Source organism: Nocardioidaceae bacterium (assembly GCA_018672315.1).
Taxonomy (GTDB): Bacteria; Actinomycetota; Actinomycetes; order Propionibacteriales; family Nocardioidaceae; genus TYQ2.
Genome location: CP076053.1, coordinates 523,507 through 545,195 on the forward strand (window position 1 = coordinate 523,507; position 21,689 = coordinate 545,195).

Sequence of the window (21,689 nt, forward strand, 5' to 3'; positions counted from 1 at the left end):
TGGAGGTCCCGGACCGGCAGACCCGTCGGTCTCTTCCGTCCACGAAGGCCACCATGGACCGTCGCAAGATCCTCATGCTCGTCGCCGCGACGATCGCGGGAGCCGGCACGCTGCTGATCTTCCTCTACGTCAAGGGCGCCGACGCCCGTGCCGCCGCCGGCTTCGAGCAGGTGCAGGTGCTCAAGGCCGTCGACACCATCGCCGTCGGTGAGAGCGTCGACGCCGCCGTCACCGCGGGCAAGGTGCAGCGCTCGACCGTGCCCGTGGGACAGGTCGTCCCGGGCGCGCTGGACGCCGTGACGTCCCTGTCGGGGCAGGTCGCGGTCGTGCCGATCGCGCCCGGTGAGCAGATCCTCGCCTCGAAGTTCGCGACGACGGCCGCCACGAGCAACGGCCTGGCCCTCAGCGACGGCCACGTCGCCATCTCGTTGAACCTCTCCGACACCGGCCGCGTCGCCGGCTTCGTGAACCCCGGCGCCCGCGTCGCCGTCTTCCTCACCGGCACCGAGGACACCGGGGAGCGCTTTTCGCGGCTGCTGCTGCCCGACGTCGAGGTCGTGGCCGTCGGCGCCACCACCCTGGTCTCCCAGACGGTGACCGCCGAGGGCACCGGCGCCACGACGACCGAGCAGCTGCCGCGCACGCTCTTCACGCTGTCGGTCGACCAGGACCAGGCCGAGACGCTGCTGTTCGCCCAGGGCATGGGCGAGCTGGCCTTCGCGTTGCTCGCGGAGGACTCCGAGGTCGAGGCCGGTTCGGGTGTGGACTCCGACAACGTCTTCCGGGTCTCCAAGCGCGACAGCGGCAGGTTCGGACCGGTCGACACCGCGGGCGAGGAGAGCGACACCGAGGACGACACGGACACCGACACCGACACCGAGGCCGCCGGCACGGACCCGGCCTCCTCCGACGAGACCCTGACCGAGGGGGGCTGAACCGTGCCGATCCTGGTCGAACCCGCCAAGCCGGTCGCGGCATCCCTGTCCGCCGGCCTCCCGATGGGCGCCCCGGTGCTCCACGAGCTGGACGCGGCACTGTCGCTGCTCTCGGAGCGGCCCGACGAGTACTGCGTGGTGCTCGGGCCGGGCCTGGAGATGGGCGCGGCGATGATGTTCGCCGACTCGCTGCGCCTCTCGCGTCCTGCGCTGAGCGTGGTGCTCGTCCGTGAGTCCGCGCTGACCAGCACCCTGGCCGGTGCCATGCAGTCCGGCATCCGCGAGGTCGTCGAGACCGAGGACGTCCCGGGTCTCAAACGGGCCGTCGAGCGGTCGCGGGCGCTGTGGGCCTCCCTGCACGGCGCGAGCTCCGAGCGCGCTCTACGGTCCGGTCGCGTCCTCACCGTCTACTCGCCGAAGGGCGGGGTCGGCAAGACGACCACCGCCACCGGTGTCGCGACCGCGCTCGCCGGGTCGGGGTCGCGGGTGGTCGTGCTCGACCTCGACCTGTCCTTCGGCGACGTGGCGCTGGCTCTCGGCCAGCTGCCCACGCGGTCTCTCTTCGACGCCGTGCTCGCCGAGGCGCACGTCGACTGGAACCTCGTCGAGCCGCTGCTGACCAAGGTCTCGGACCACCTCGCGGTCCTGGCGGCCCCGCCGCGCCTCGACGCGAAGGACCAGATCTCCGCGCGTCTTGTCGCCGGGGTGATCTCGACGCTGAAGGACCAGTTCGACTTCGTCGTCGTCGACACCGGACCGTTGCTCGACGAGCAGGTGCTGCAGGCGCTCGACGACTGCGACGAGTGCCTGCTGGTCGCCACCCCGGACGTGCTGGCGCTGAAGAACCTCAAGGTCGCCCTCGAGACGCTCGACCTGCTCAACATCGCGCCGGGACACCGGTGGCTCGTGCTGAACAAGGCCGACCAGCTGCACGGGGTCCCCAAGGACAAGGTCGAGGCGCTGCTCGGGCAGTCGGTCACCGTCGAGGTGCCCGTCTCCCCCGACGTCGTCCGCTCGGTCAACGAGGGCGACGACCGCCTCTCCGGTCGGCTCGACCACCCGGTGACCGCGGCCTTCGGCGCGTTGGCCGGACGCTTCAGCGCGGTCGGCACCCAGGACGGCACCGAGACCCCGACCGCACGCAGCCGGTGGGGCAAGCTGCTCGGGGGCCGCCGGTGAGCAGCCTCTCGGACCGCATCGCCGCCGCCACGCGGACGACCGCACGCCGTCCCGGCCCCGCGACCCCGGAAGCCGACGGCGCCTCGTCCCCGACGAGCCCCGACGCCGCGACCGCGACCACGGCGGACGTCGAGGCGGCCGAGCGGTCGACCGCGGCCCAGGTGCCTGCCCAGGCGTCGCCTGAGGCGGCTGCGCAGGGGACGGCCCAGGCGGCCCAGGCGGCCCAGGCGGCCCAGGCCACGGCCCAGCAGGACGCGGCCGCCGCCCGCGCCAGCGCGTCTGCGACCCGGGCCAAGGACCGGCTCGTCGAGATCAAGGACAAGGTGCACCGCGAGCTGCTCTCGATGCTGGGACCCGAGCTCTACGAGGCCGGCATGGACCAGACCGAGCTCGAGGGTCGCGTACGCAGTGTGCTCGGCGACGTCATGCGACGCACCGAGACCCCGCTCTCGGGCAACGACCGGGCCGTCATCACCCAGGCCATATCCGACGACATCCTCGGCTACGGGCCGATCGAGGAGTACCTGCGCGACGACGAGGTCTCCGAGGTCATGGTCAACGGTCCGCGCAGCATCTGGCTCGAGCGCAGGGGCCGTCTCGAGCAGGTCGAGTCCGGCTTCAAGGACGAGGCGCACCTGCGCCGCATCATCGACAAGATCGTCTCCCAGATCGGCCGCCGCGTCGACGAGTCGAGCCCGATGGTCGATGCCCGTCTCCCCGACGGCAGCCGCGTCAACGCGGTCGTGCCACCCCTGGCCCTGGACGGCTCCGCGCTCACCATCCGCAAGTTCGCCGCCGACCCGCTGACGGTCGACGACCTCATCTCCTTCGGTTCCCTGAGTCCTGCGACCGCCGACTTCCTCGCCGCGTGCGTCCGCGGACGCCTCAACATGATCGTCTCCGGCGGTACCGGTGCCGGCAAGACCACAACGCTGAACGTGCTGAGCTCCTTCATCCCGGCCGACGAGCGCATCGTCACCATCGAGGACGCGGCAGAGCTCCAGCTGAAGCAGGAGCACGTCGTACGCCTGGAGTCCCGGCCCGCCAACATCGAGGGCAAGGGCGCGGTCAGCATCCGCGATCTGGTGCGCAACTCGCTGCGCATGCGGCCCGACCGCATCATCGTCGGAGAGGTGCGCGACGCCTCGGCGCTCGACATGCTCCAGGCGATGAACACCGGACACGACGGCTCCATCTGCTCGCTGCACTCCAACGGGCCCCGCGACACGCTCTCGCGCATGGAGACCATGGTGCTGATGGCCGGCATGGACCTGCCGATGCGCGCCATCCGCGAGCAGGTCGCCTCGGCGGTCGACCTGATCGTGCACCAGGCGCGCCTGAAAGACGGCTCGCGCCACATCACCCACATCACCGAGGTGGAGCGGATGGAGGGCGACGTCATCACCCTGCAGGACGTCTTCGTCTACGACCACTCCGCCGGCTTCGACGCCCAGGGTCGCAGCATGGGCCGTCTGCGCAGCACCGGCCTTAGGCCGAAGTTCCTCGAGAAGATGGCCCACAGCAACGTCACGGTCGACGCCTCGACCTTCGCCCCGGACGCGGTGATCTGACCGTGCGGCCCCTGCCCGGTTCGCTGCGCCGCGCGCCGGCGGCCCTGCTCACGACGCTCCTGCTCGCCCTCGCGCCGGCAGGCGTGGTGGTGGCGGCCGACACTCCCGACGCCGGGGGTCTCATCGACTACGTCGAGGCCGGGCCCGACGGCGTCCGTCTGCTCGTCTCCACCGACGGCGCGGCTGTCGACCCCGACTCGGTCGTCGTGCAGGTCGACGGTGAGCCGGTCGAGGTCACGGTCGAGGACGCCGAGGAGGAGCCGGGCGTACGCCGCACGGCGGTGCTCCTCATCGACAGCAGCAACTCCATGCGTGGCGCGAAGATCGCCGCGGCCGTGGACGCGGTCTCCGCCTTCCTCGACGCCGCGCCGGCCGACCTGCGGGTGGGCGTGGTCTCCTTCGCGGACACCGTCGAGACCCTGCTGGAGCCGGTCGCCGACCCCGACCGCGTACGCGAGGTCGTCGCCGACCTGGAGCTCTCCAGGGACACCCGGCTCATCGAGGGCGCCGAGCAGGCGCTGGAGGTCGTCGGATCGGCCGGCCAGCGGCAGGTGCTGCTGCTCTCGGACGGCAAGGACACCACCGGACTGCCGGTCGGCGAGCTGCTCGCCAGCCTCGACGCGGACGACGTACGCGTCGACGTCGTCGCGCTCAGTGGTCCCTCGCAGCAGAAGCAGCCGGCGACGCTGCTCGGCAAGCTCGCCCGCGCCGGCTCCGGTGAGGTGCTCGAGGCCGACCCCTCCTCGCTCGCCGAGGCATTCGCCGCGAGCGGCGACGCCCTGCGGGAGCAGGTCTCCCTGGCCGCTCCGCTCCCCGACCCGGCCGCCGAGGAGGTCTCGGTCGAGGTGTCGCTGGTCGCGGACGGCACCACGTACGAGGACCGCGCCCTCACGCTGGTGCGTCAGGGGCCGGTCGCCGACGTCGAGCCGGAGTCGGCCGGGCCCGCCTCCTACGAGGTGGTCGGCGCCGGGTGGCAGGTGCCGCGGGCGGTCGCGCTGGGAGCCGTCGCGGCCATCGGCGTCGGTATCCTGCTGGCGTTCCTGAGCCCGGTGCTGGCCTCGGCGGGCGGACCCCGGCGCCGTCGCCTCTCCCTCGAGCAACGCATCGCCGGACAGCTGGCGCCGGAGAGCCAGGAGTCGGCCGCCGGTCGCGGCGGCGCTGCCTCGACCGCGAGCCTCGCGACCTCGGCGAAGCAGTTCGCCCAGCGTGCGGTCTCGGCCGACAAGGACCGCGAGGCCCGCATCGCCCAGCGGCTGGACGCCGCCGGGTCGGGCCTGAAGCCGTCGGAGTGGGTGCTGGTGCACGCCGGCGTCGCGCTGGTCGCCGCTGTCCTGGGCTTCCTCGTCGGCGGGTTCAGCATCCTCGTCGCCTTGCTGTTCGGCGTGCTCGGTGCGGTGGCCCCGCCCGTCTACCTGCGCCTGCGGGCCGGACGTCGCCGCGCGGCCTTCTCGGCGCTGCTCGCGGACACGCTGCAGCTCATGGCCGGCAGCCTGCAGGCCGGCCAGTCGCTGGCGCAGTCGATCGACACCGTCGTGCGCGAGGGCCAGGAGCCGATCACCTCCGAGTTCCGCCGGGTGCTCGTCGCGTCCCGCCTGGGCATCGCGATCGAGGACGCCATGGAGGAGGTCGCCGAGCGCATGGAGTCCGAGGACTTCGGCTGGGTCGTCATGGCCGTCCGGATCCAGCGCGAGGTCGGCGGCAACCTCTCCGAGCTGCTCGTCACCGTGGCGAGCACGCTGCGCGAGCGGGAGTTCCTGCGCCGGCACATCAAGGCGCTCTCGGCCGAGGGACGACTCTCGATGTACGTGCTCGCGGGCCTGCCGCCGGTGTTCCTGCTCTACCTGACCCTGACCAACTACGAGTACGTCTCGGTCATGTTCACCGAGCAACTGGGCTGGCTGATGATGGGCGGCGCCGTGGTGCTGCTGGCCGTCGGCATGCTCTGGATGAGCAAGATCGTGGACGTGGAGCTGTGATGACGACCCTCGGCACGACCGGACTGGTCGTCGGACTCCTGTGTCTGTTCCTCGGCGCGCTGCTCGTGCTGGTCATCGCCCAGGGCGGGTTCGCCGCGAACGACCGCGGGATGGACAAGACGCTCTCCCTGGTCGACAGCATGGCCGGGTCGGCCACGTCGACCACCGGCCAGGACCCCGAGACCGGCTTCAAGGACCGGGTCTGGGAGCCGCTGCTGGGCAGGTCGCTGGCGCTCGGCCGCCGACTCACGCCGGCAGACCACGGTGACCGCATCCGCACCAAGCTGGCGAAGGCCGGCAGTCCCGAGGGGCTGACCGTCGACCGGGTGACCTCGATGAAGGTCATCGGGCTGTTCGCCTTCCTGACGGTCTCACTGCTGCTGACGCGGCTCATGGGGCTGAGCTTTCCGGTGACCCTCGTGCTGGTCGTGGGTGCGACGGTCATCGGCTACCAGGCGGTCGACCTCTACCTCTACCAGCTGGCGTACGACCGCGGGCACAAGCTGCAGCGCGAGCTCGCCGACGCGATCGACCTGCTGACGATCTCGGTGGAGTCCGGGCTCGGCTTCGACGCCGCGCTCGCGCAGGTCGCGCGCAATACCGACGGACCCATCGGTGAGGAGTTCGCGCGCGTGTTGCACGAGATGCAGATCGGCAACGGCCGCTCTGCGTCACTGAGGGCGATGGCTGAACGTGTCGACGCCGACGACGTGCGCTCGTTCGTCTCCGCGATGGTGCAGGCCGACGCCTTCGGCATCCCCATCGGCAACGTGCTGCGGGTGCAGAGCAAGGAGATCCGCGTCAAGCGCCGGCAGGCCGCCGAGGAGGCCGCCCAGAAGGTGCCGGTCAAGATCATGGTGCCGCTGATCTTCTGCGTGCTGCCATGCCTGTTCATCGTCGTGCTCGGCCCCGCCGGCATCTCGATCATGGACAGCTTCGGCGGTATGTGACGGGTGACCTCGTCGAGGTCACGGCCGGCTCGGTAAAGAGTCGGGCCCGTTGGTTAAGGAATGTCCGTTCACGGACTTAAGGCCTTACGTCACGCGCACCCTTGTTGTACCGACCAGCGTCTGGGAGCCCACCCCGGACCGAATCCTGAGGGGGACCACCCAATGCTCGAGTTTCTCGTCATCCAGCTCAACATGCTCAACGCCCGCCGCCAGTCCGAGCGTGGCGCCTCCGCCGTGGAGTACGGCCTGCTCGTCGCCGGCATCGCGGCGCTGATCGTCGCCGTCGTCTTTCTCTTCGGCGGTTTCGTCAAGGGCATCTTCTCGTCGACCTGCACGTCCATCGACACCCAGTCGACCGCTATCACCGGCACCTGCAGCTGATTCCAAGACTCACGAAAGGGCCCGTTCGCTTCGGCGGACGGGCCCTTCGTCGTTCTCAGGCCCTCACGAGCCCCAGCAGTCCCGCGACCTGCCCCGTCGCCCCGCTCCACGTGGGCGGATCGAAGCCCTCACCCCGTTCACGCCTCCCGCGCCGACCGAGCTCCTCGACGAGCACCCGCGCCAGCTCACCCGGCACCGCCACGACTCCCCCGGCCAGCTCGACGGCCTCCGGCGCCCCGCCCGACGGTCCCCCGACCACCGGCAGCCCGCAGGCGGCGGCCTCGAGGTAGACGATGCCGAACGCCTCCGCCTCGAGCCCGAGCCGCCGCGTACGACAGGGCATCGCGAAGACGTCGCCCGCGTCGGTCCACGCCGGCACCTCCTCCCACGGCACGGAGCCGGGCATCAGCACCGAGCGCTGCAGGCCGCGGTCGGCGACCAGCCCCATGACGCGCTCGCGGTCGGGCCCGTCACCCACCAGCAGCAGCACGGCGTCGGGGTGCGTACGCAGCACCTCCGGCCACGCCTCGACCAGCCGGTCCTGCCCCTTGCGCCGCACGAACCGTGCCGTGCACACCACCACCGGCACCTCAGGGGCGAGCCCGAGGCTCTCGCGGACGCCGTCCCCGCCGCAGCCCGGGCGGAACCGGTCGAGGTCGACGCCCGGCCGCAGCACCCGCATCGCGGCCGCGGCCTCGTCGTCGAGCGCGGCGGCGATCCGTTCGCGGCACCACTCGCTCACGTACGTGAGCACGTCGCAGCCCGCGCCGATGCGTCGCAGCATCGCCCGGCTGCCCGGCACCCGCGCCCACCAGACCTCGTGGCCGTGGGTGATGCCGACGATCCGCTCCGCCCCGGCCGTGCGCAGCGCGTCAGCCAGCAGCCCCAGCGGCGCAGCGGCCCCGAAGAGCACGCGGTCGCAGCCGTACGCCTCGAACGTCCCGACGACGCGGCGCCGCACCGCGGGGCTCGGGACCAGCATCGACGTCGGGTCGCGCACGACGGGGAACGGCAGCTGCGCGTCGTACGCCGCGTCGCCGTCCATCGACGCCGTGTGCACCACGACGGACCCCGGCGCGAGCGCCTCGAGGCCGCGGCACAGGTTCAGCACGAAGGTCTCGATGCCGCCGCGTCGCGTCGGGAAGTCGTTGGTGACGACCAGCACCCTGCCCGGTGCCCTGGGCTGTCCGGCGGTGCTCACGAGCTGACGAGCCCCCGGCCCACCGGCACTCCGGCGAGCCGCTGCAGGTAGCGCTGCCACGCCCGCGTGAACTGCCGCTCCGTGGTGCCGAGCGTCGAGAACGCCTGCGCGACCGGGGCCCCACCGTCGACCTGCTCGTAGAACGCGATCGTCGCTGCGGGCCCGTACCGCTCCGCCATCAGCCGCACCGCCAGCCAGGCCGCCTCGTAGGAGACGCCGAACTGCTCACCCGCCGGGTCGAACTCCAGCTCGCCCGGCAGCCGTCCGGGCGGGCCCTGCTCGCGGACCCGTTCGAGGATCGCGCCCGCGGCGACGTCGTCCGGAAGGTCCGTGACACGCAGGGCGGCCCAGTCGGCGTAGCCCTCCATCAGCCACAGCGGCAGCTCGGGCGAGGTCGACGCGTCGGTCGCGACGTGCACGGCCTCGTGCGTCATCACCACCTGCTCACCACGGTTGCCGAGCGTGCCCAGCACCACGGGGTTGACCACGACGTGCACCGGCGCCCCGGGCGAGGCACTGCCGTCGATGGTCGTGGTCACCGCGGCGACCGCGTCGTACGCGCCCTCGGGCTCCCCCAGCACGTGCGCGACCTCGACGGTGTCGTCGGGCACCTCGATCACCAGCGGACCGTCCCATGCCGGCAACGTGCGGGTCACCTCGCGCACCGCGGTGCGCCCCAGGGCGAGCACGCGCTCCACGCCGAGCGTCGAGGCCTCGTCCACCCGGGCCGAGACGCGGTCCACGGTGCGTACGGCGAGGTCGGCGCTCATCCACAGCGGCGTCCGTGCGCCCGCGGCGCCCGCTCCGACCAGCGCGACCTGTGGTGCGCCCGCGTCCGACTGCCCACCCACGTCGGCGAACGACACCGCGGCGGCCACCCGTACGCGCCGCGCCCCCGCGAAGGGGTCGCGGTAGGAGACCTCGACCTCGGCGGTCCACCGGCTCGGCGCGTCGAGCGTCGCCGCGACGTAGCGCAGCCGTACGTCCTCCAGCCCGATGGCGGCCACGTTGTCGGCCCACCGGTCGAGCACCGCCCGGGACCGCGACGACCCCGCGGCGAGTCCGCCCAACGCGGTGTCGTCGCCGTCCTCGAGCGCCTGCTCGACACGCTCGAGCAGGCTCGTCGTCGCCGCGGCGCGACCGGCACCGACGTCGCCGGTCGCGGCGGCGCCCTCGTTGCTGCCACCGCCCCGGCCGGGATCCAGGGCGTCGACGTCGAGCGTCGTCGCGGGGTCGCGCAGCGTCCACCAGCCCGCGGCCACGACCACGAGCAGCAGGGCGAGCACTCCCACCAGGAGGGGGGCCCGCGTCCTGTCCGGCTGCACGGCGTCGATCGTAGGCGGCCGCGCCCTACGCCGACTCCACGCGGAGCCCCTGCGGCGGATCCTGGGCCGCCACCATGCGCAGCGGCGGCACGAGGCCCGAGTCGGCGAGCACGTCGAGCGCCCGCAGCTCGTCGTCGGCGATCACGTCGGGACCGGTCCCGCCCGTGCCGCCCGCGCCGGCGGCGTCGGGCATGCCGAGCAGGACGCTCACGACGCAGTCGGAGCAGGCGAGCCCGCGGACGACACAGCTGTCGCAGTCGATGTGGACGGACATCGGTACCTCCAGGAGGTCGGGGAAGGCGAACCAGGGACGCGCAGCAGCAGACCACCGCCCACCGACAGAACCGCCCGGCCCGCGTGGCGGGACCCGGTTGTCGGTGGCCGCGCCTAGCGTCCCGGCCCATGAGCACCACCGCACCGACCCGCACCCCCAGCTGGGGCCAGCAGCGCAGCTTCGACGAGCTCGGGCGCCCCCTGCGCGAGACGACCTTCTGCGTCGTCGACCTCGAGACGACCGGCGGCTCGGCGGCGAAGGGCGCGATGATCACCGAGATCGGTGCCGTCAAGGTGCGGGGCGGCGAGGTGCTCGGCGAGCTCCAGAGCCTCGTCGACCCCGGTGAGCCGATCCCCCGGTTCATCTCGGTCCTCACCGGCATCACCGACGAGATGGTCGCGACGGCGCCGACGATCGAGCAGGTGCTGCCCGCCTTCCTCGAGTTCGCGCAGGGCTGCGTGCTGGTCGCCCACAACGCGCCCTTCGACGTCGGGTTCCTCAAGCACTTCGCCGGCGTGCAGCAGCTGCCGTGGCCGGCCTTCGAGGTGCTCGACACGGCCAAGCTGGCGCGCCGGGTGCTCCATCGTGACGAGACACCGAACTGCAAGCTGTCGACCCTCGCCGGCTACTTCGGCGCGAAGACGACACCGAACCACCGGGCGCTGTCCGACGCCCGCGCGACCGTCGACGTGCTGCACGGCATGCTCGACCGTCTCGGGGGTCTCGGCGTGCACACGATGGAGGAGCTCTCGACGTTCTCGGCCAAGGTCTCCGCCGCCCAGCGCCGCAAGCGGCACCTCGCCGAGCACCTCCCCCACGCCCCGGGGGTGTACCTCTTCCGCGACACCCGCGACGAGGTGCTCTACGTCGGCACCTCCAAGGACCTGCGCACCCGCGTCCGCAGCTACTTCACCGCCTCGGAGACCCGGTCCCGCATGGGCGAGATGGTCGCGGTGGCCTCGCGGGTCGACCACGTCGAGTGCGCGACCGCGCTCGAGGCCGAGGTGCGCGAGCTGCGCCTGATCGGCGCCCACGAGCCGCGCTACAACCGGCGGTCGCGACGACCGACGAAGGTCACCTGGCTCAAGCTCACCGACGAGGCCTGGCCGCGCCTGTCGTACGTGCGCACGGTCGCCGAGGACGGCGGCACCTACCTCGGCCCGTTCCGCAACCGGCGCGCCGCGGAGGCGGTGGCCGGGTCCTTGCACGAGACCTTCCCGATCCGGCAGTGCACCGGGCGGCTGGCCCGACGACCCTCGGGGTCGGCGTGCGTGCTGGCCGAGATGGGACGCTGCCTGTCGCCGTGCGACGGGTCGACGTCACCGGAGGCGTACGCCGAGGTCGTCGACGGCGTACGCACCGCCCTGGCCGCCAGCGGCGACGCCGTGGTCGAGCGGCTGACCCACCGCATGCGCGACCTCGCCGCCGAGGAGCGCTTCGAGGACGCCGCAGCCCAGCGCGACCGCCTGTTCGCCTTCGTGCGCGCCACCTCGCGGGCCCAGCGGCTGGTCGCGCTGACCCGCCTGCCCGAGCTGGTGGGCGCCCGGCGCGAGGCCGACGGGGCCTGGCAGGTGCACGTCGTACGCCACGGGCGCCTCTGCGCGGCCGGCGTGATGCGCGGCGCCGTCGACGCGACGGTCTGGGTCGACGACCTGCGCGCGTCCGCCGAGACCGTGCGGCCCGGGCCCGGTCCGACGCCGGCCGCGACGGCCGAGGAGAGCGAGCGCCTGCTGCGCTGGCTCGAGCAGGAGGGCGTACGCCTCGTGTCCGTCGACGGCGACTGGACCTCCCCGGTCACCGGCGGCGGCCGCCACCTCGCCTCGCTCGACGCCGCCGCGGCGTCGAAGGAGCAGCTGGTGCCCTTCGACGAGCGACGTCGTCTGCCGGTCGCCCACCAGCCGGCCCGGTGAGGCGCAGACAAGCGTCACCCTCTCGCTTTGCGGTGACGAGTGCACCAGGATGCTGGTGTGAGCGAGACGCTGTGCATCGACGGGACGTGGCGCGCCGCGTCCGACGGCGAGACCCGGGAGATCCGCTGTCCGGCCGACCGTGACCAGGTCGTCGCGGTGGTCGCAGAGGCGTCGCCGAGCGACGCGGAGGCCGCCGTCCGCGCCGCGCGCGCCGCGTACGACGACGGACCGTGGCGCCACACGCCCACCCCGGAGCGCGCCGCGCTGCTCCTGCGCCTGGCCGATCGCCTCGAGGCGGACACCGAGGAGGTCGCCCGCCTGGAGTCGCTCGACACCGGCAAGCGTCTCGCCGAGGGACGCATCGACGTCGCCGACGTCGTCTCGGTGTTCCGGCACTTCGCCTCGGTCGCGCAGGCCGACGCCGGCCGCGTGGTCGACACCGGCATGCCCCACGTCCGCAGCCGCGTGGTCCACGAGCCCGTGGGCGTCTGCTCGCTGATCACGCCGTGGAACTTCCCCCTGCTGCAGACCTCCTGGAAGGTCGCCCCCGCGCTGGCCGCCGGCAACAGCTTCGTGCTCAAGCCGAGCGAGCTCACCCCGAGCTCGGCCATCTGACTGGTCCGGGCGCTCGCCGACTGCGGCCTGCCCGACGGCGTGGCCAACCTCGTGCTCGGCGCGGGCGACCGGGTCGGCCCGACGCTCACGGGTCACGAGGCCGTCGACCTGGTGTCCTTCACCGGCGGCCTCGTCACCGGCCGCCGCATCATGGCCTCGGCCGCCGAGGGCGTGAAGCGCGTGGCTCTCGAGCTGGGCGGCAAGAACCCGAACGTCGTCTTCGCCGACGCCGACCGGGAGGCGGCCCTGGACAACGCCCTGACGGCGATCTTCCTCGACTCGGGCCAGGTCTGCTCCGCCGGCGCCCGCCTCGTCGTCGAGGAGTCCATCGCCGAGGAGTTCGTGGCCGAGCTGGCGCAGCGCGCCGACCGCATCCGCCTCGGCGGCCCCTTCGACACCCAGGCCGAGACCGGGCCGCTGATCAGCGAGGACCACCGGGCGAAGGTCGAGGCGTACGTCGCCCGCGCCCTGGAGCAGGGCGCCACCCTCCGGGCCGGCGGGTGCCGCCCCGACGGCGAGGCGTACGAGAAGGGCTGGTTCTACCGGCCGACCGTGCTCGACGGCTGCACCCAGCAGATGGACTGCGTCCACGACGAGTCCTTCGGCCCCGTGCTGACCGTCGAGACCTTCTCCGGCGTCGACGACGAGAGCACCGAGGACGCGGCCGTCGCGATCGCCAACGACACCGTGTACGGGCTCGCCGGCGCGGGGGGGACCTCCGACGCCGGTCGCGCCGAGCGCGTCGCGGCCCGGCTGCGCCACGGCACGATCTGGATCAACGACTACCACCCCTACGTCCCGCAGGCCGAGTGGGGCGGGATGGGGCAGAGCGGCATCGGCCGCGAGCTCGGCCTGGCCGGGCTCGCGGAGTACCGCGAGACCAAGCACGTCTGGCACAACACCCGACCGGCGCCCACGGGCTGGTTCGGGAGCGGGACGAGCACCGCAGCGGCACCGGAGGAGGACGCGTGAAGCGCTACGACTACGTGATCGTCGGCGGCGGGTCCGCCGGCTCCGCCCTGGCCAACCGGTTGTCCTCCGACGCCGGCACAACGGTGCTCGTTTTTGGAGGCGGGTCGGCCCGACACCAAGCTGGACCCGTTCATCCACATGCCGGCGGCGCTGCCGTACCCGATCGGCAACCGGCTCTACGACTGGAAGTACGAGTCCGAGCCCGAGCCCCACATGGGCGGCCGACGCGTGTACCACGCCCGCGGCAAGGTGCTCGGCGGGTCCTCCTCGATCAACGGCATGATCTTCCAGCGCGGCAACCCCCTCGACTACGAGCGGTGGGCCGCGGACCCGGGCATGGAGGCCTGGGACTACGCGCACTGCCTGCCGTACTTCAAGCGCATGGAGAGCTGCCTGGCCGGCGCCGACGCCTGGCGCGGCGGGTCCGGACCCCTCGCCCTCGAGCGGGGACCGGCCACCTCCCCGCTGTTCCAGGCGTTCTTCGAGGCCGTCCAGCAGGCGGGTCATCCGCTCACCGACGACGTGAACGGCTACCGCCAGGAGGGCTTCGCACCCTTCGACCGCAACGTGCACCGTGGTCGCAGGCTCTCGGCGAGCCAGGCGTACCTCGCGCCGGTCCGCGGCCGCAGCAACCTCACCGTCCACACGCTCAGCCAGGTCACCGGCCTGCGGTGGGCGGTCCGGCGCCTCGCGTCACCGGCGTGGACTACGTGCGCGCCGGCAAGGTCCAGCGCAGCGTCGAGGCCGGCGAGGTCGTCCTGTGCGGCGGCGCGATCAACTCCCCGCAGCTGCTGCAGCTCTCCGGCGTGGGTGACCCCGAGCTGCTCAAGCGCCTCGACATCGAGGTGAAGGCCGACCTCCCGGGCGTCGGCGCGAACCTGCAGGACCACCTCGAGGTGTACGTCCAGCACGCCGCGAAGCAGCCGGTCTCGATCGCCCCCTGGCTCAAGCACCACCACAAGCCGCGCATCGGTGCCGAGTGGCTCTTCCCGCGGCGCGGGGTCGGCGCCTCCAACCACTTCGAGGCGGGCGGATTCATCCGCAGCAACGACGACGTGGCGTACCCCAACCTGATGTTCCACTTCCTGCCGATCGCCATCCGGTACGACGGGTCCCAGCCCGCGGCCGAGCACGGCTACCAGGTGCACATCGGTCCGATGTACTCCGATGTGCGCGGCTGGCTGCGGATCCGCTCGACCGATCCCTTCGAGCACCCCGCGATGCAGTTCAACTACCTCTCCACGGAGAACGACCGCCGGGAGTGGATCGAGATGGTGCGGGCCGCCCGCGAGATCCTCGCCCAGCCGGCGTTCGCCGCGTTCTCCGCGGGAGAGATCTCCCCCGGTCCCTCGGTCGAGACCGACCAGGAGATCCTCGACTGGGTCGCCCAGGACGCCGAGACCGCACTGCACCCGTCCTGCACCGCCAAGATGGGCACGGGTGAGGACGCCGTGCTCGACCCCGCCTCGCTCCGTGTCCACGGCGTCGAGGGGCTGCGGGTCGTCGACGCGTCCTCCATGCCGTACGTCACCAACGGCAACATCTACGCGCCGGTGATGATGCTCGCCGAGAAGGCGGCCGACCTGATCGCGGGCAACACCCCGCTCCCGGCGCTCGACGCGCCCTTCTACCGCCACGGCGCGGGCATGCCGTTGTGGCCCGAGGGCGACCCGCGCAACGACGCACGACCCGGCACCGTCCACATCGGCTGACCCACCAGGAGGAAGCATGAGCGCACCCACGCAGGAGACCCCCCTCAGCGGTCTCCCGGCCGAGGACGACGGCCCCGACTGGACCCTGAACCGCGCGGTCTTCGGCGCCGCGGCGGCCGTGACCCTCGCCGTCACGATCTGGTGCGTCAGCGCTCCCGACAACGCCGAGTCGACGCTGGGTGCCGTCGTCGGCTGGGTCTCGAGCGGACTGGGGTGGTACTACATCGCCCTGACGACCTCGGTGCTGCTGTTCGTGATCTTCCTGGGCTTCAGCCGGTACGGCTCGGTGCGGCTCGGCCCCGAGCACTCGCGGCCGCAGTACTCCACGGGTGCCTGGGCGGCGATGCTGTTCGCTGCCGGCATCGGCACCGACCTCATCTTCTACGCCGTGTACGAGCCCGCGTACCAGTACCTCAACCCGCCGGTGATCGAGGGCGGCACGGTACAGGCGGCCCGCGAGGCGACCGTGTGGACGCTGTTCCACTACGGGATCTCGGGGTGGGGCATGTACTCGCTGATGGGCATGAGCCTCGCGTTCTTCGCCTACCGCGTCGGGCTGCCGCTGGCGGTGCGCTCCGCGCTCTACCCGCTCATCGGCAAGCGCATCGACGGGCCGATCGGCACGGCTGCGGACACCGCCGCCATCCTCGGCACGATCTTCGGCGTCGCGACCTCCCTCGGCATCGGGGTCGTGAGCCTCAACGTCGGCCTCGAGGTCATCTTCGGCATCGGGGTCGGGCTGCCGGCCCAGATCGCCCTGATCGTGCTGGCGATCGCGATCGCCACGGTCTCGGCGGTCGCCGGCGTCGACAAGGGCATCAAGCGCATCTCGCAGTTCAACGTGCTGCTGGCGATCGCCCTGGTGCTCTACATCCTGGTCACCGGTCGCACCGCCTACCTCCTCAACGGGCTGGTCTCGAACGTCGGCGACTACGTCCGCATGTTCCCCGGACTCACCAACGAGACGTTCGCCTACACCGACACCGGCGACTGGATGAGCCTGTGGACCCTGTTCTTCTGGGCGTGGTGGATCGCCTGGGCGGCCTTCGTCGGCCTGTTCCTGGCACGCATCTCGCGCGGTCGCACGATCCGGCAGTTCGTCGCGGGCACCATGATCATCCCGTTCAGCTACATCGTCATGTGGGTGACGGTCTTCGGCAACGCGGCACTGGAGCAGCTGCGCTCCGGCAACCGCGACTTCGCCTCCATCGTCAACGACGCCTCGGGGCCCGACACGGCGCTGTGGTCGCTGCTGGAGCAGTACCCGGCCTCCGGCGTGGTCGCCGCGCTGTTCATCCTCATCGGCCTGCTGTTCTACGTCACCTCCGCGGACTCCGGTGCGCTGGTGATGGCGAACCTGTCGAGCACGCTGCGCACCGCCAACACGGACTCGGGCCCCCCGCTGCGCATCTTCTGGGCGGTGGCGACCGGCGTCCTGACGCTGTCGATCCTGTCGGTCGGCGGCATCTACGCGCTGCAGTACGCCACGATCATCGTGGGCCTGCCGTTCGCGATCGTGATGCTCGGCGTGATGTGGGGCCTGTGGAAGGCGCTCTCGGTCGAGGGGCGCATGGCCGACAGCAGAGCGGGGTCGCTGCCCAGCGCCCTGTCGGGACGCAGCACCGTGGTCGGTGAGCCCGAGCGTCCCGGCATCCCGTGGCAGACGCGACTGCGTCGCGCGATGTCCTTCCCGACCCAGGCCGAGGCGGGTGACTTCCTGGCGAGCACGGTCACGCCCGCTCTGGAGCAGGTCGCGAGCGAGCTCCGCGCCACCGGGGTCGAGGTCGACGTCGAGAGCGTGGTCGACGAGCACGACCAGCCGGCGATCCGGCTGCGCGCGGGACTCGGCGAGCAGCCCTTCGAGTACGCCGTGCAGCACTCCTCGGCACCGATCCCCTCCTACGGGGGCATGGTGCCGCGCGGCGACGACACCTACTCGCGGCTGGAGGTGCACCTGCACGACGGCGGACAGGGCTACGACGTCATGGGCTACAGCCGCACGCAGCTCATCGACGACGTCCTCGACCAGTACGAGCGCCACCTGGAGTTCCTGAGGCTCTCGGACGGTACGGCACGGCCGGACAGCTGATCGGCGGACGCTAGGTTGCTCCCATGATGACCGCGATCGTCCTCGTCCAGGCCCGGTCCGGGCGCGTCCCGGAGACGGCCGAGGCGATCGCCGGCATCGAGGGGGTCTCGGAGGTCTACTCGGTCACCGGCGGGGTCGACCTGATCGCGATCGTGCGGGTCCGTGAGCACGACGAGATCGCCACGGTCATCACCGAGCACCTCGACAAGGTCGACGGCGTGGAGCGCACCGAGACGCACATCGCGTTCCGCGCGTACTCCCGCACCGACCTGGAGGCCGCCTTCTCCCTCGGCCTGGACTGACAGCCCGACCGAACGGGCTCAGGCGGCGCGGCTCGCGGTGATCCAGCGGGCCAGCAGGTCCGCGGCGGCTCCGTCGTCGAGGGACCTCTCGGCCCTGGCCATGCCGTGCCGCAGCCGCTCCTCGACGTCCTGGGTCGCGGCCGACTCCTGATCGGCGGCGTGCACGGCGAGGGCGGCGCCGGCGTTGAGCACGACCGCGTCGCGTACGGGACCCCGCTCACCCGCCACGAGTCGGCGGACGACCTCGGCGTTGAAGGCGACGTCGTCGCCGCGGAGGTCCTCGGCGGTCGCGGGTGGCAGGCCGAGGCGGGCCGGGTCGACCACGGTCTCGCTCACCACACCGTCCTCGACGACCCACAGGCGTGACGTGGTGGTCGTGGTCAGCTCGTCGAGACCGTCGTCGCCGCGGAACACCCAGGCGTCGACGCCGCGGCGGGCCAGCACCCCGGCCATCACCGGCGCCATCGCCGCGTCCGCGCACCCGATCGCCTGGGCCGCCGGCTGCACCGGGTTGGCCAGGGGCCCCAGGAAGTTCATCGTCGTCGCGATGCCCAGCTCACGACGCGGGATCGCTGCGTGACGCATGGCCGGGTGGAACGCCGCGGCGAAGCAGAAGGTCATGCCGACCTCCGTCGCCAGCCGTCCCACGGCCGCGGCCGGCAGGTCGAGCCCGATGCCCAGGTGCTCGAGCACGTCCGCGGTGCCGGTCTTGGAGGAGGCGGAGCGGTTGCCGTGCTTCACGACCCGCGCGCCCGCGCCGGCGGCGACGATCGCGGCCATCGTGGAGATGTTCACCGACATCGAGCGGTCGCCGCCGGTGCCGACGACGTCGAGACAGCGCCCCGGCACCTCGAGCGGCACGCAGTGGCCCATCATCGCGGCGACGAGACCCTCGACCTCGGCGACGGTCTCGCCCTTGGCGCGCAGGGCCACGACGAAGCCCGCGATCTGCGAGGGGGTCGCGGCGCCGCCCAGCACCTGCTCCATCGCCCACGCCGTGCTCGCCCCGTCGAGCTCCTCGCCGGCGACGAGCCGCGAGAGCAGGTCGGGCCAGCTGTGGCCGGCTGCCACGGTCAGCGCGCCGTCGGCCTGCCGCGCGCGTCGCCGGCCTCGGCGGGCAGCAGCAGGCGTACGACGGCGTCGGTGAGCTGGACCGGGTCGATCGGGTGCGCGACGGCGCCGTCGGCTCGCGACCAGGTGGCGAGCCAGGCGTCCTGCGGTCGACCGAGCAGCACCAGCAGCGGCGGGCAGCGGAAGATCTCGTCCTTCAGCTGCTTCGCGACCCCCATGCCGCCGGTCGGGGCGGCCTCACCGTCGAGGATCGCGAGGTCGATCGACCCGCCGTCCATGTGCTGGAGCACCTTGGGCTCGGTCGCCACCTCGACGAACTCGAGCTCCGGCAGGTCGGGGTGGGGTCGCTTGCCGAGGGAGAGCACGACGTCCTCGCGGACGGTCATGTCGTCGCTGTAGACCAGGATGCGCAGCGCTCTACTCACCCGCGGGATGCTACCGGGCTACCCCGCTCCCGGTCCCGGCCCCCGCGCCGCGGCGGCCTCGCGGCGTTCGATCCGGTCCAGCCGACGGTCCTCGCGGCGGGCCTCGGCCATGGACGACCGCACCCACTGGGTGAAGAAGACGGCGAACAGCAGCAGTGCCACCAGGTCGCCCGACCCCCACAGCAGGGCGCCGGCGAAGCGCTGGTCGTCGTACGCGTCGGGCAGCCACGCCATCGGGAGCGTCGGGTAGTACTGCCCCGCGACGAGCGTCGACTGACCCATGATCGTCACGCCGAGGAAGGCGTGGAACGGCAGCGTCAGGAAGATGAGCAGCAGGCGCAGGGGGTACGACACCCGTCCCGGCACCGGGTCCAGGCCCAGCAGCGGCCAGAAGAACAGCGAGCCGACCACCACGAGGTGGATGTGCATCAGCTCGTGGACCAGCACCGAGTGCAGCGTCGCGTCGTACCAGCCGGTGAAGTAGAGCGCCCAGGGGCTCAGCACGTACAGCGCGAAGACCAGGGGCGGGAAGGACAGCACCTTCACGACCCGCGAGTGCAGCACCGTGAGCAGGAGCCGCCGCGGTGAGGGCGGCAGCGTCCGCAGCGCCAGCGTGACCGGCGCCCCGAGCGCGAGGAAGATCGGCACGGCCATCGACAGGATCATGTGCTGGATCATGTGGACGCTCAGCAGCGTGGTGTCGTACGTCGCCAGGCTCGACATCGTCGCCACGACGAACAGGCCGAGTCCGCCGAGGACGAAGGCGGCGCTGCGGCCCAGCGGCCACCGGTCCCCGCGAGCGCGCAGCCGGCGTACGCCCAGGAGGTAGAGGCCGCCGACCAGGGCGACCCCCAGCACGACCCAGGGCTCGACGGTCCACCCCGTCAGCCAGCGCGCACCCTCCAGCGGGGGCAGCGGGGCGAGGTCGTCGCCGGGGTGCAGCCGCGGACCCAGCGCGAGGCCGCGCGCAGGGCCGGTTGCGAGGCTTGTCACGACGTCGAGCACGGTCCCAGGGTAGGCACGAGGGCAGCCGTCACCCGAGTGCGTCGGGGGTCGTGTGGGCGATGACTCAGTGCCGATCCCGACTGCGGCGCCGGGTGGGCGTGCGTCTGGTCCTCAGCCACGTCATACTGAGCGTGTGGCGACTGCACAGGCTTCCCTTCCGGCATCCAGGCTCCACGGTCAGCACGACCGTCCGAGCATGGTCAGCGTGGGCACCATCATCTGGCTGTCCAGCGAGCTGATGTTCTTCGCGGCCCTGTTCGCTGCCTACTTCACGGTGCGCTCGGTCTCCCCCGAGCTGTGGGCCGCGGAGACCCAGGCGCTGAACATCCCGTTCTCCACCACGAACACCGCGATCCTGGTCGCCTCCTCGCTCACCTGTCAGCTGGGCGTCTTCGCCGCCGAGCGCGGCCAGGTCGGCCGCTCCGGCGGGATGCTCCAGATGGGCAAGTGGGGACTGCGCGAGTGGTTCGTGCTGACCTACCTGATGGGCTCGGTCTTCGTCGCCGGTCAGGCCTTCGAGTACGCCGAGCTGGTGCACGAGGGGCTGACCATCCAGGCCTCCGCGTACGGCTCGCTCTTCTACCTCGCCACGGGCTTCCACGGCATCCACGTGATCGGTGGTCTGGTCGCCTTCCTCTTCGTGCTGGGGCGCACCGTCCTGGCCAAGAAGTTCACCCATGAACAGATCGTGAGTGCCGTCGTAGTCTCGTACTACTGGCACTTCGTCGACGTCGTGTGGATCGCACTGTTCGCCGCGGTCTACGTCATCCAATAAGAGCCGCGCTGCAGCAACCGGCGCCCCGGACCTCCCCACGCAAAGGATCTCCGCAGTGCGACTTCTCGCAACCCGCATCTCCGGCTGCCTCTCCCGCCGCCGTCGCAGCCCGCTGGCCGGGCTGGCCGTCCTGCTCGCCGGCCTGGTGATGGCAGGCGCCGGCGCCTCGTTCGTGATGCCCGCCGAGGCCACGGAGGGCACCGTCGACACCGAGCTGATCGAGCAGGGGCGTGAGCTGTATCTGTACGGCTGCTCCTTCTGCCACGGGCAGAACGGCGAAGGCGTCCTCGAGCAGGCATCCGGCAACAACTACGGTCCGCCGCTGGTCGGCGTCGGTGCCGCCGCAGTCGACTTCCAGGTCGGCACCGGTCGCATGCCGATGGCCCAGCCGGGCGTGCAGGCACCGCGCAAGCAGACGATCTACACCGATCAGGAGACGCGCGCCCTGGCCGCCTACGTCGCCTCGCTCGGCCCCGGTCCGGCCATCCCGACCGAGGAGATGTACGACCCCAACACGATCCCCGAGGCCGAGCGCGAGGAGGCCATCGTCCGCGGTGGCGAGTTCTTCCGCACCAACTGCACCGCCTGCCACAACTTCGCGGGCAGCGGCGGTGCGCTCCCCGAGGGCAAGTACGCCCCCTCGCTCGTCGGCGTCGAGCCCGTCCACATCTACGAGGCCCTGGTCACCGGCCCGCAGCAGATGCCCGTCTTCTCCGACGCGGTGATCACCCCGGAGCAGAAGAAGGACATCATCGCCTACCTGAAGTACACCGACGAGATGCCGTCCTACGGCGGCTTCGGTCTCGGCTCGTACGGTCCGGTCGCCGACGGCTTCGCCGCCTGGGTCGTGGGCATCGGCGGCCTGGTCGCCTTCTGCGTGTGGATCGCCTCGCACACCGCCCGCACCAACCGCAAGAAGAAGGAGGAGCAGGCGTGACCCTCTCTCACCCGGAGGACCCGAACCCGAATCCTCCCGCCCAGTCCGCGGTCGACGACCCGGGTCTGCCGGCGCACACCTGGC

At 72.1% G+C, this 21,689-nt stretch carries 16 protein-coding genes and 3 pseudogenes; 13 read left to right on the top strand and 6 right to left on the bottom strand.

Translation table 11 applies throughout. The annotated features are described in order from the left end of the window. The first annotated feature begins 53 nt into the window (after positions 1-53). From cpaB to KLP28_02495, 6 genes are all read left to right on the top strand, one after another. On the top strand, positions 54-935 hold the full coding sequence (gene cpaB, locus KLP28_02470) for a Flp pilus assembly protein CpaB (GenBank protein ID QWC85655.1): 882 nt from the start codon (positions 54-56) through the stop codon (positions 933-935). 3 nt (positions 936-938) lie between these two features. Beyond that, entirely contained in the window at positions 939-2,114 is a 1,176-nt protein-coding gene (locus KLP28_02475; protein QWC85656.1) for an AAA family ATPase, read from the top strand. A 17-nt stretch (positions 2,115-2,131) separates the two neighbouring features. Beyond that, positions 2,132-3,685 (top strand): CpaF family protein, encoded by a 1,554-nt coding sequence (locus KLP28_02480; GenBank protein QWC86750.1) that lies wholly within the window; start codon positions 2,132-2,134, stop codon positions 3,683-3,685. Between the two features lie 2 nt (positions 3,686-3,687). Further along, positions 3,688-5,661, top strand: coding sequence for a type II secretion system F family protein (locus KLP28_02485; GenBank protein QWC85657.1), 1,974 nt, complete (start codon positions 3,688-3,690; stop codon positions 5,659-5,661). Next, entirely contained in the window at positions 5,661-6,611 is a 951-nt protein-coding gene (locus tag KLP28_02490) for a type II secretion system F family protein (GenBank protein ID QWC85658.1), read from the top strand. Before KLP28_02485 ends, KLP28_02490 begins: the two co-directional genes overlap by 1 nt. 162 nt (positions 6,612-6,773) lie before the next feature. Further along, entirely contained in the window at positions 6,774-6,992 is a 219-nt protein-coding gene (locus tag KLP28_02495) for a Flp family type IVb pilin (GenBank protein QWC85659.1), read from the top strand. A gap of 55 nt (positions 6,993-7,047) precedes the next feature. Here the strand turns inward: KLP28_02495 and KLP28_02500 are convergent, their stop codons facing one another. From KLP28_02500 to KLP28_02510, 3 genes are read right to left on the bottom strand one after another with little or no spacing between them, the layout of a single operon-like run. After that, positions 7,048-8,193, bottom strand: coding sequence for a glycosyltransferase family 4 protein (locus KLP28_02500; protein ID QWC85660.1), 1,146 nt, complete (start codon positions 8,191-8,193; stop codon positions 7,048-7,050). Continuing rightward, the gene (locus KLP28_02505) at positions 8,190-9,518 is read right to left on the bottom strand and encodes a hypothetical protein (GenBank protein QWC85661.1); all 1,329 of its coding nucleotides are present in this window, start codon (positions 9,516-9,518) and stop codon (positions 8,190-8,192) included. Before KLP28_02505 ends, KLP28_02500 begins: the two co-directional genes overlap by 4 nt. A gap of 25 nt (positions 9,519-9,543) precedes the next feature. After that, positions 9,544-9,792 carry a hypothetical protein gene (locus tag KLP28_02510; protein QWC85662.1) on the bottom strand — a complete coding sequence of 83 codons (249 nt, stop codon included), beginning with the start codon at positions 9,790-9,792 and terminating at the stop codon, positions 9,544-9,546. A gap of 128 nt (positions 9,793-9,920) precedes the next feature. Between KLP28_02510 and KLP28_02515 the strand changes: the two genes are divergently transcribed. From KLP28_02515 to KLP28_02535, 5 genes and pseudogenes are all read left to right on the top strand, one after another. Continuing rightward, a complete protein-coding gene (locus tag KLP28_02515; GenBank protein QWC85663.1) occupies positions 9,921-11,702 on the top strand; it encodes a DEDD exonuclease domain-containing protein in 1,782 nt (593 codons plus the stop codon). A 57-nt stretch (positions 11,703-11,759) separates the two neighbouring features. Continuing rightward, a pseudogene (locus KLP28_02520) lies at positions 11,760-13,289 on the top strand (aldehyde dehydrogenase family protein). Continuing rightward, positions 13,286-15,001: pseudogene (gene betA / locus KLP28_02525) on the top strand (choline dehydrogenase). Before KLP28_02520 ends, betA begins: the two co-directional pseudogenes overlap by 4 nt. 16 nt (positions 15,002-15,017) lie before the next feature. After that, positions 15,018-17,090 carry a choline BCCT transporter BetT gene (gene betT / locus KLP28_02530; protein ID QWC85664.1) on the top strand — a complete coding sequence of 691 codons (2,073 nt, stop codon included), beginning with the start codon at positions 15,018-15,020 and terminating at the stop codon, positions 17,088-17,090. A 23-nt stretch (positions 17,091-17,113) separates the two neighbouring features. Continuing rightward, positions 17,114-17,392 carry an Lrp/AsnC ligand binding domain-containing protein gene (locus tag KLP28_02535; protein QWC85665.1) on the top strand — a complete coding sequence of 93 codons (279 nt, stop codon included), beginning with the start codon at positions 17,114-17,116 and terminating at the stop codon, positions 17,390-17,392. An 18-nt stretch (positions 17,393-17,410) separates the two neighbouring features. Here the strand turns inward: KLP28_02535 and trpD are convergent, their stop codons facing one another. From trpD to KLP28_02550, 3 genes and pseudogenes are all read right to left on the bottom strand, one after another. Next, complete coding sequence (gene trpD, locus KLP28_02540) at positions 17,411-18,589, bottom strand: anthranilate phosphoribosyltransferase (GenBank protein ID QWC86751.1); 1,179 nt, start codon at positions 18,587-18,589, stop codon at positions 17,411-17,413. Continuing rightward, positions 18,529-18,849 (bottom strand): annotated as a pseudogene (locus KLP28_02545) (hypothetical protein). The gene trpD and the pseudogene KLP28_02545 overlap by 61 nt, the downstream one beginning before the upstream one ends. 57 nt (positions 18,850-18,906) lie before the next feature. After that, positions 18,907-19,830: a cytochrome c oxidase assembly protein gene (locus KLP28_02550; GenBank protein QWC86752.1), complete on the bottom strand. Its 924-nt coding sequence runs from the start codon at positions 19,828-19,830 to the stop codon at positions 18,907-18,909. 196 nt (positions 19,831-20,026) lie between these two features. On the opposite strand from KLP28_02550, the gene KLP28_02555 reads away from it, so the two are divergent. Both KLP28_02555 and KLP28_02560 read left to right on the top strand, forming a co-directional pair. Next, a complete protein-coding gene (locus tag KLP28_02555) occupies positions 20,027-20,668 on the top strand; it encodes a heme-copper oxidase subunit III (protein QWC85666.1) in 642 nt (213 codons plus the stop codon). 148 nt (positions 20,669-20,816) lie between these two features. Continuing rightward, positions 20,817-21,605 carry a cytochrome c gene (locus KLP28_02560; GenBank protein ID QWC86753.1) on the top strand — a complete coding sequence of 263 codons (789 nt, stop codon included), beginning with the start codon at positions 20,817-20,819 and terminating at the stop codon, positions 21,603-21,605. Positions 21,606-21,689: the final 84 nt, after the last annotated feature.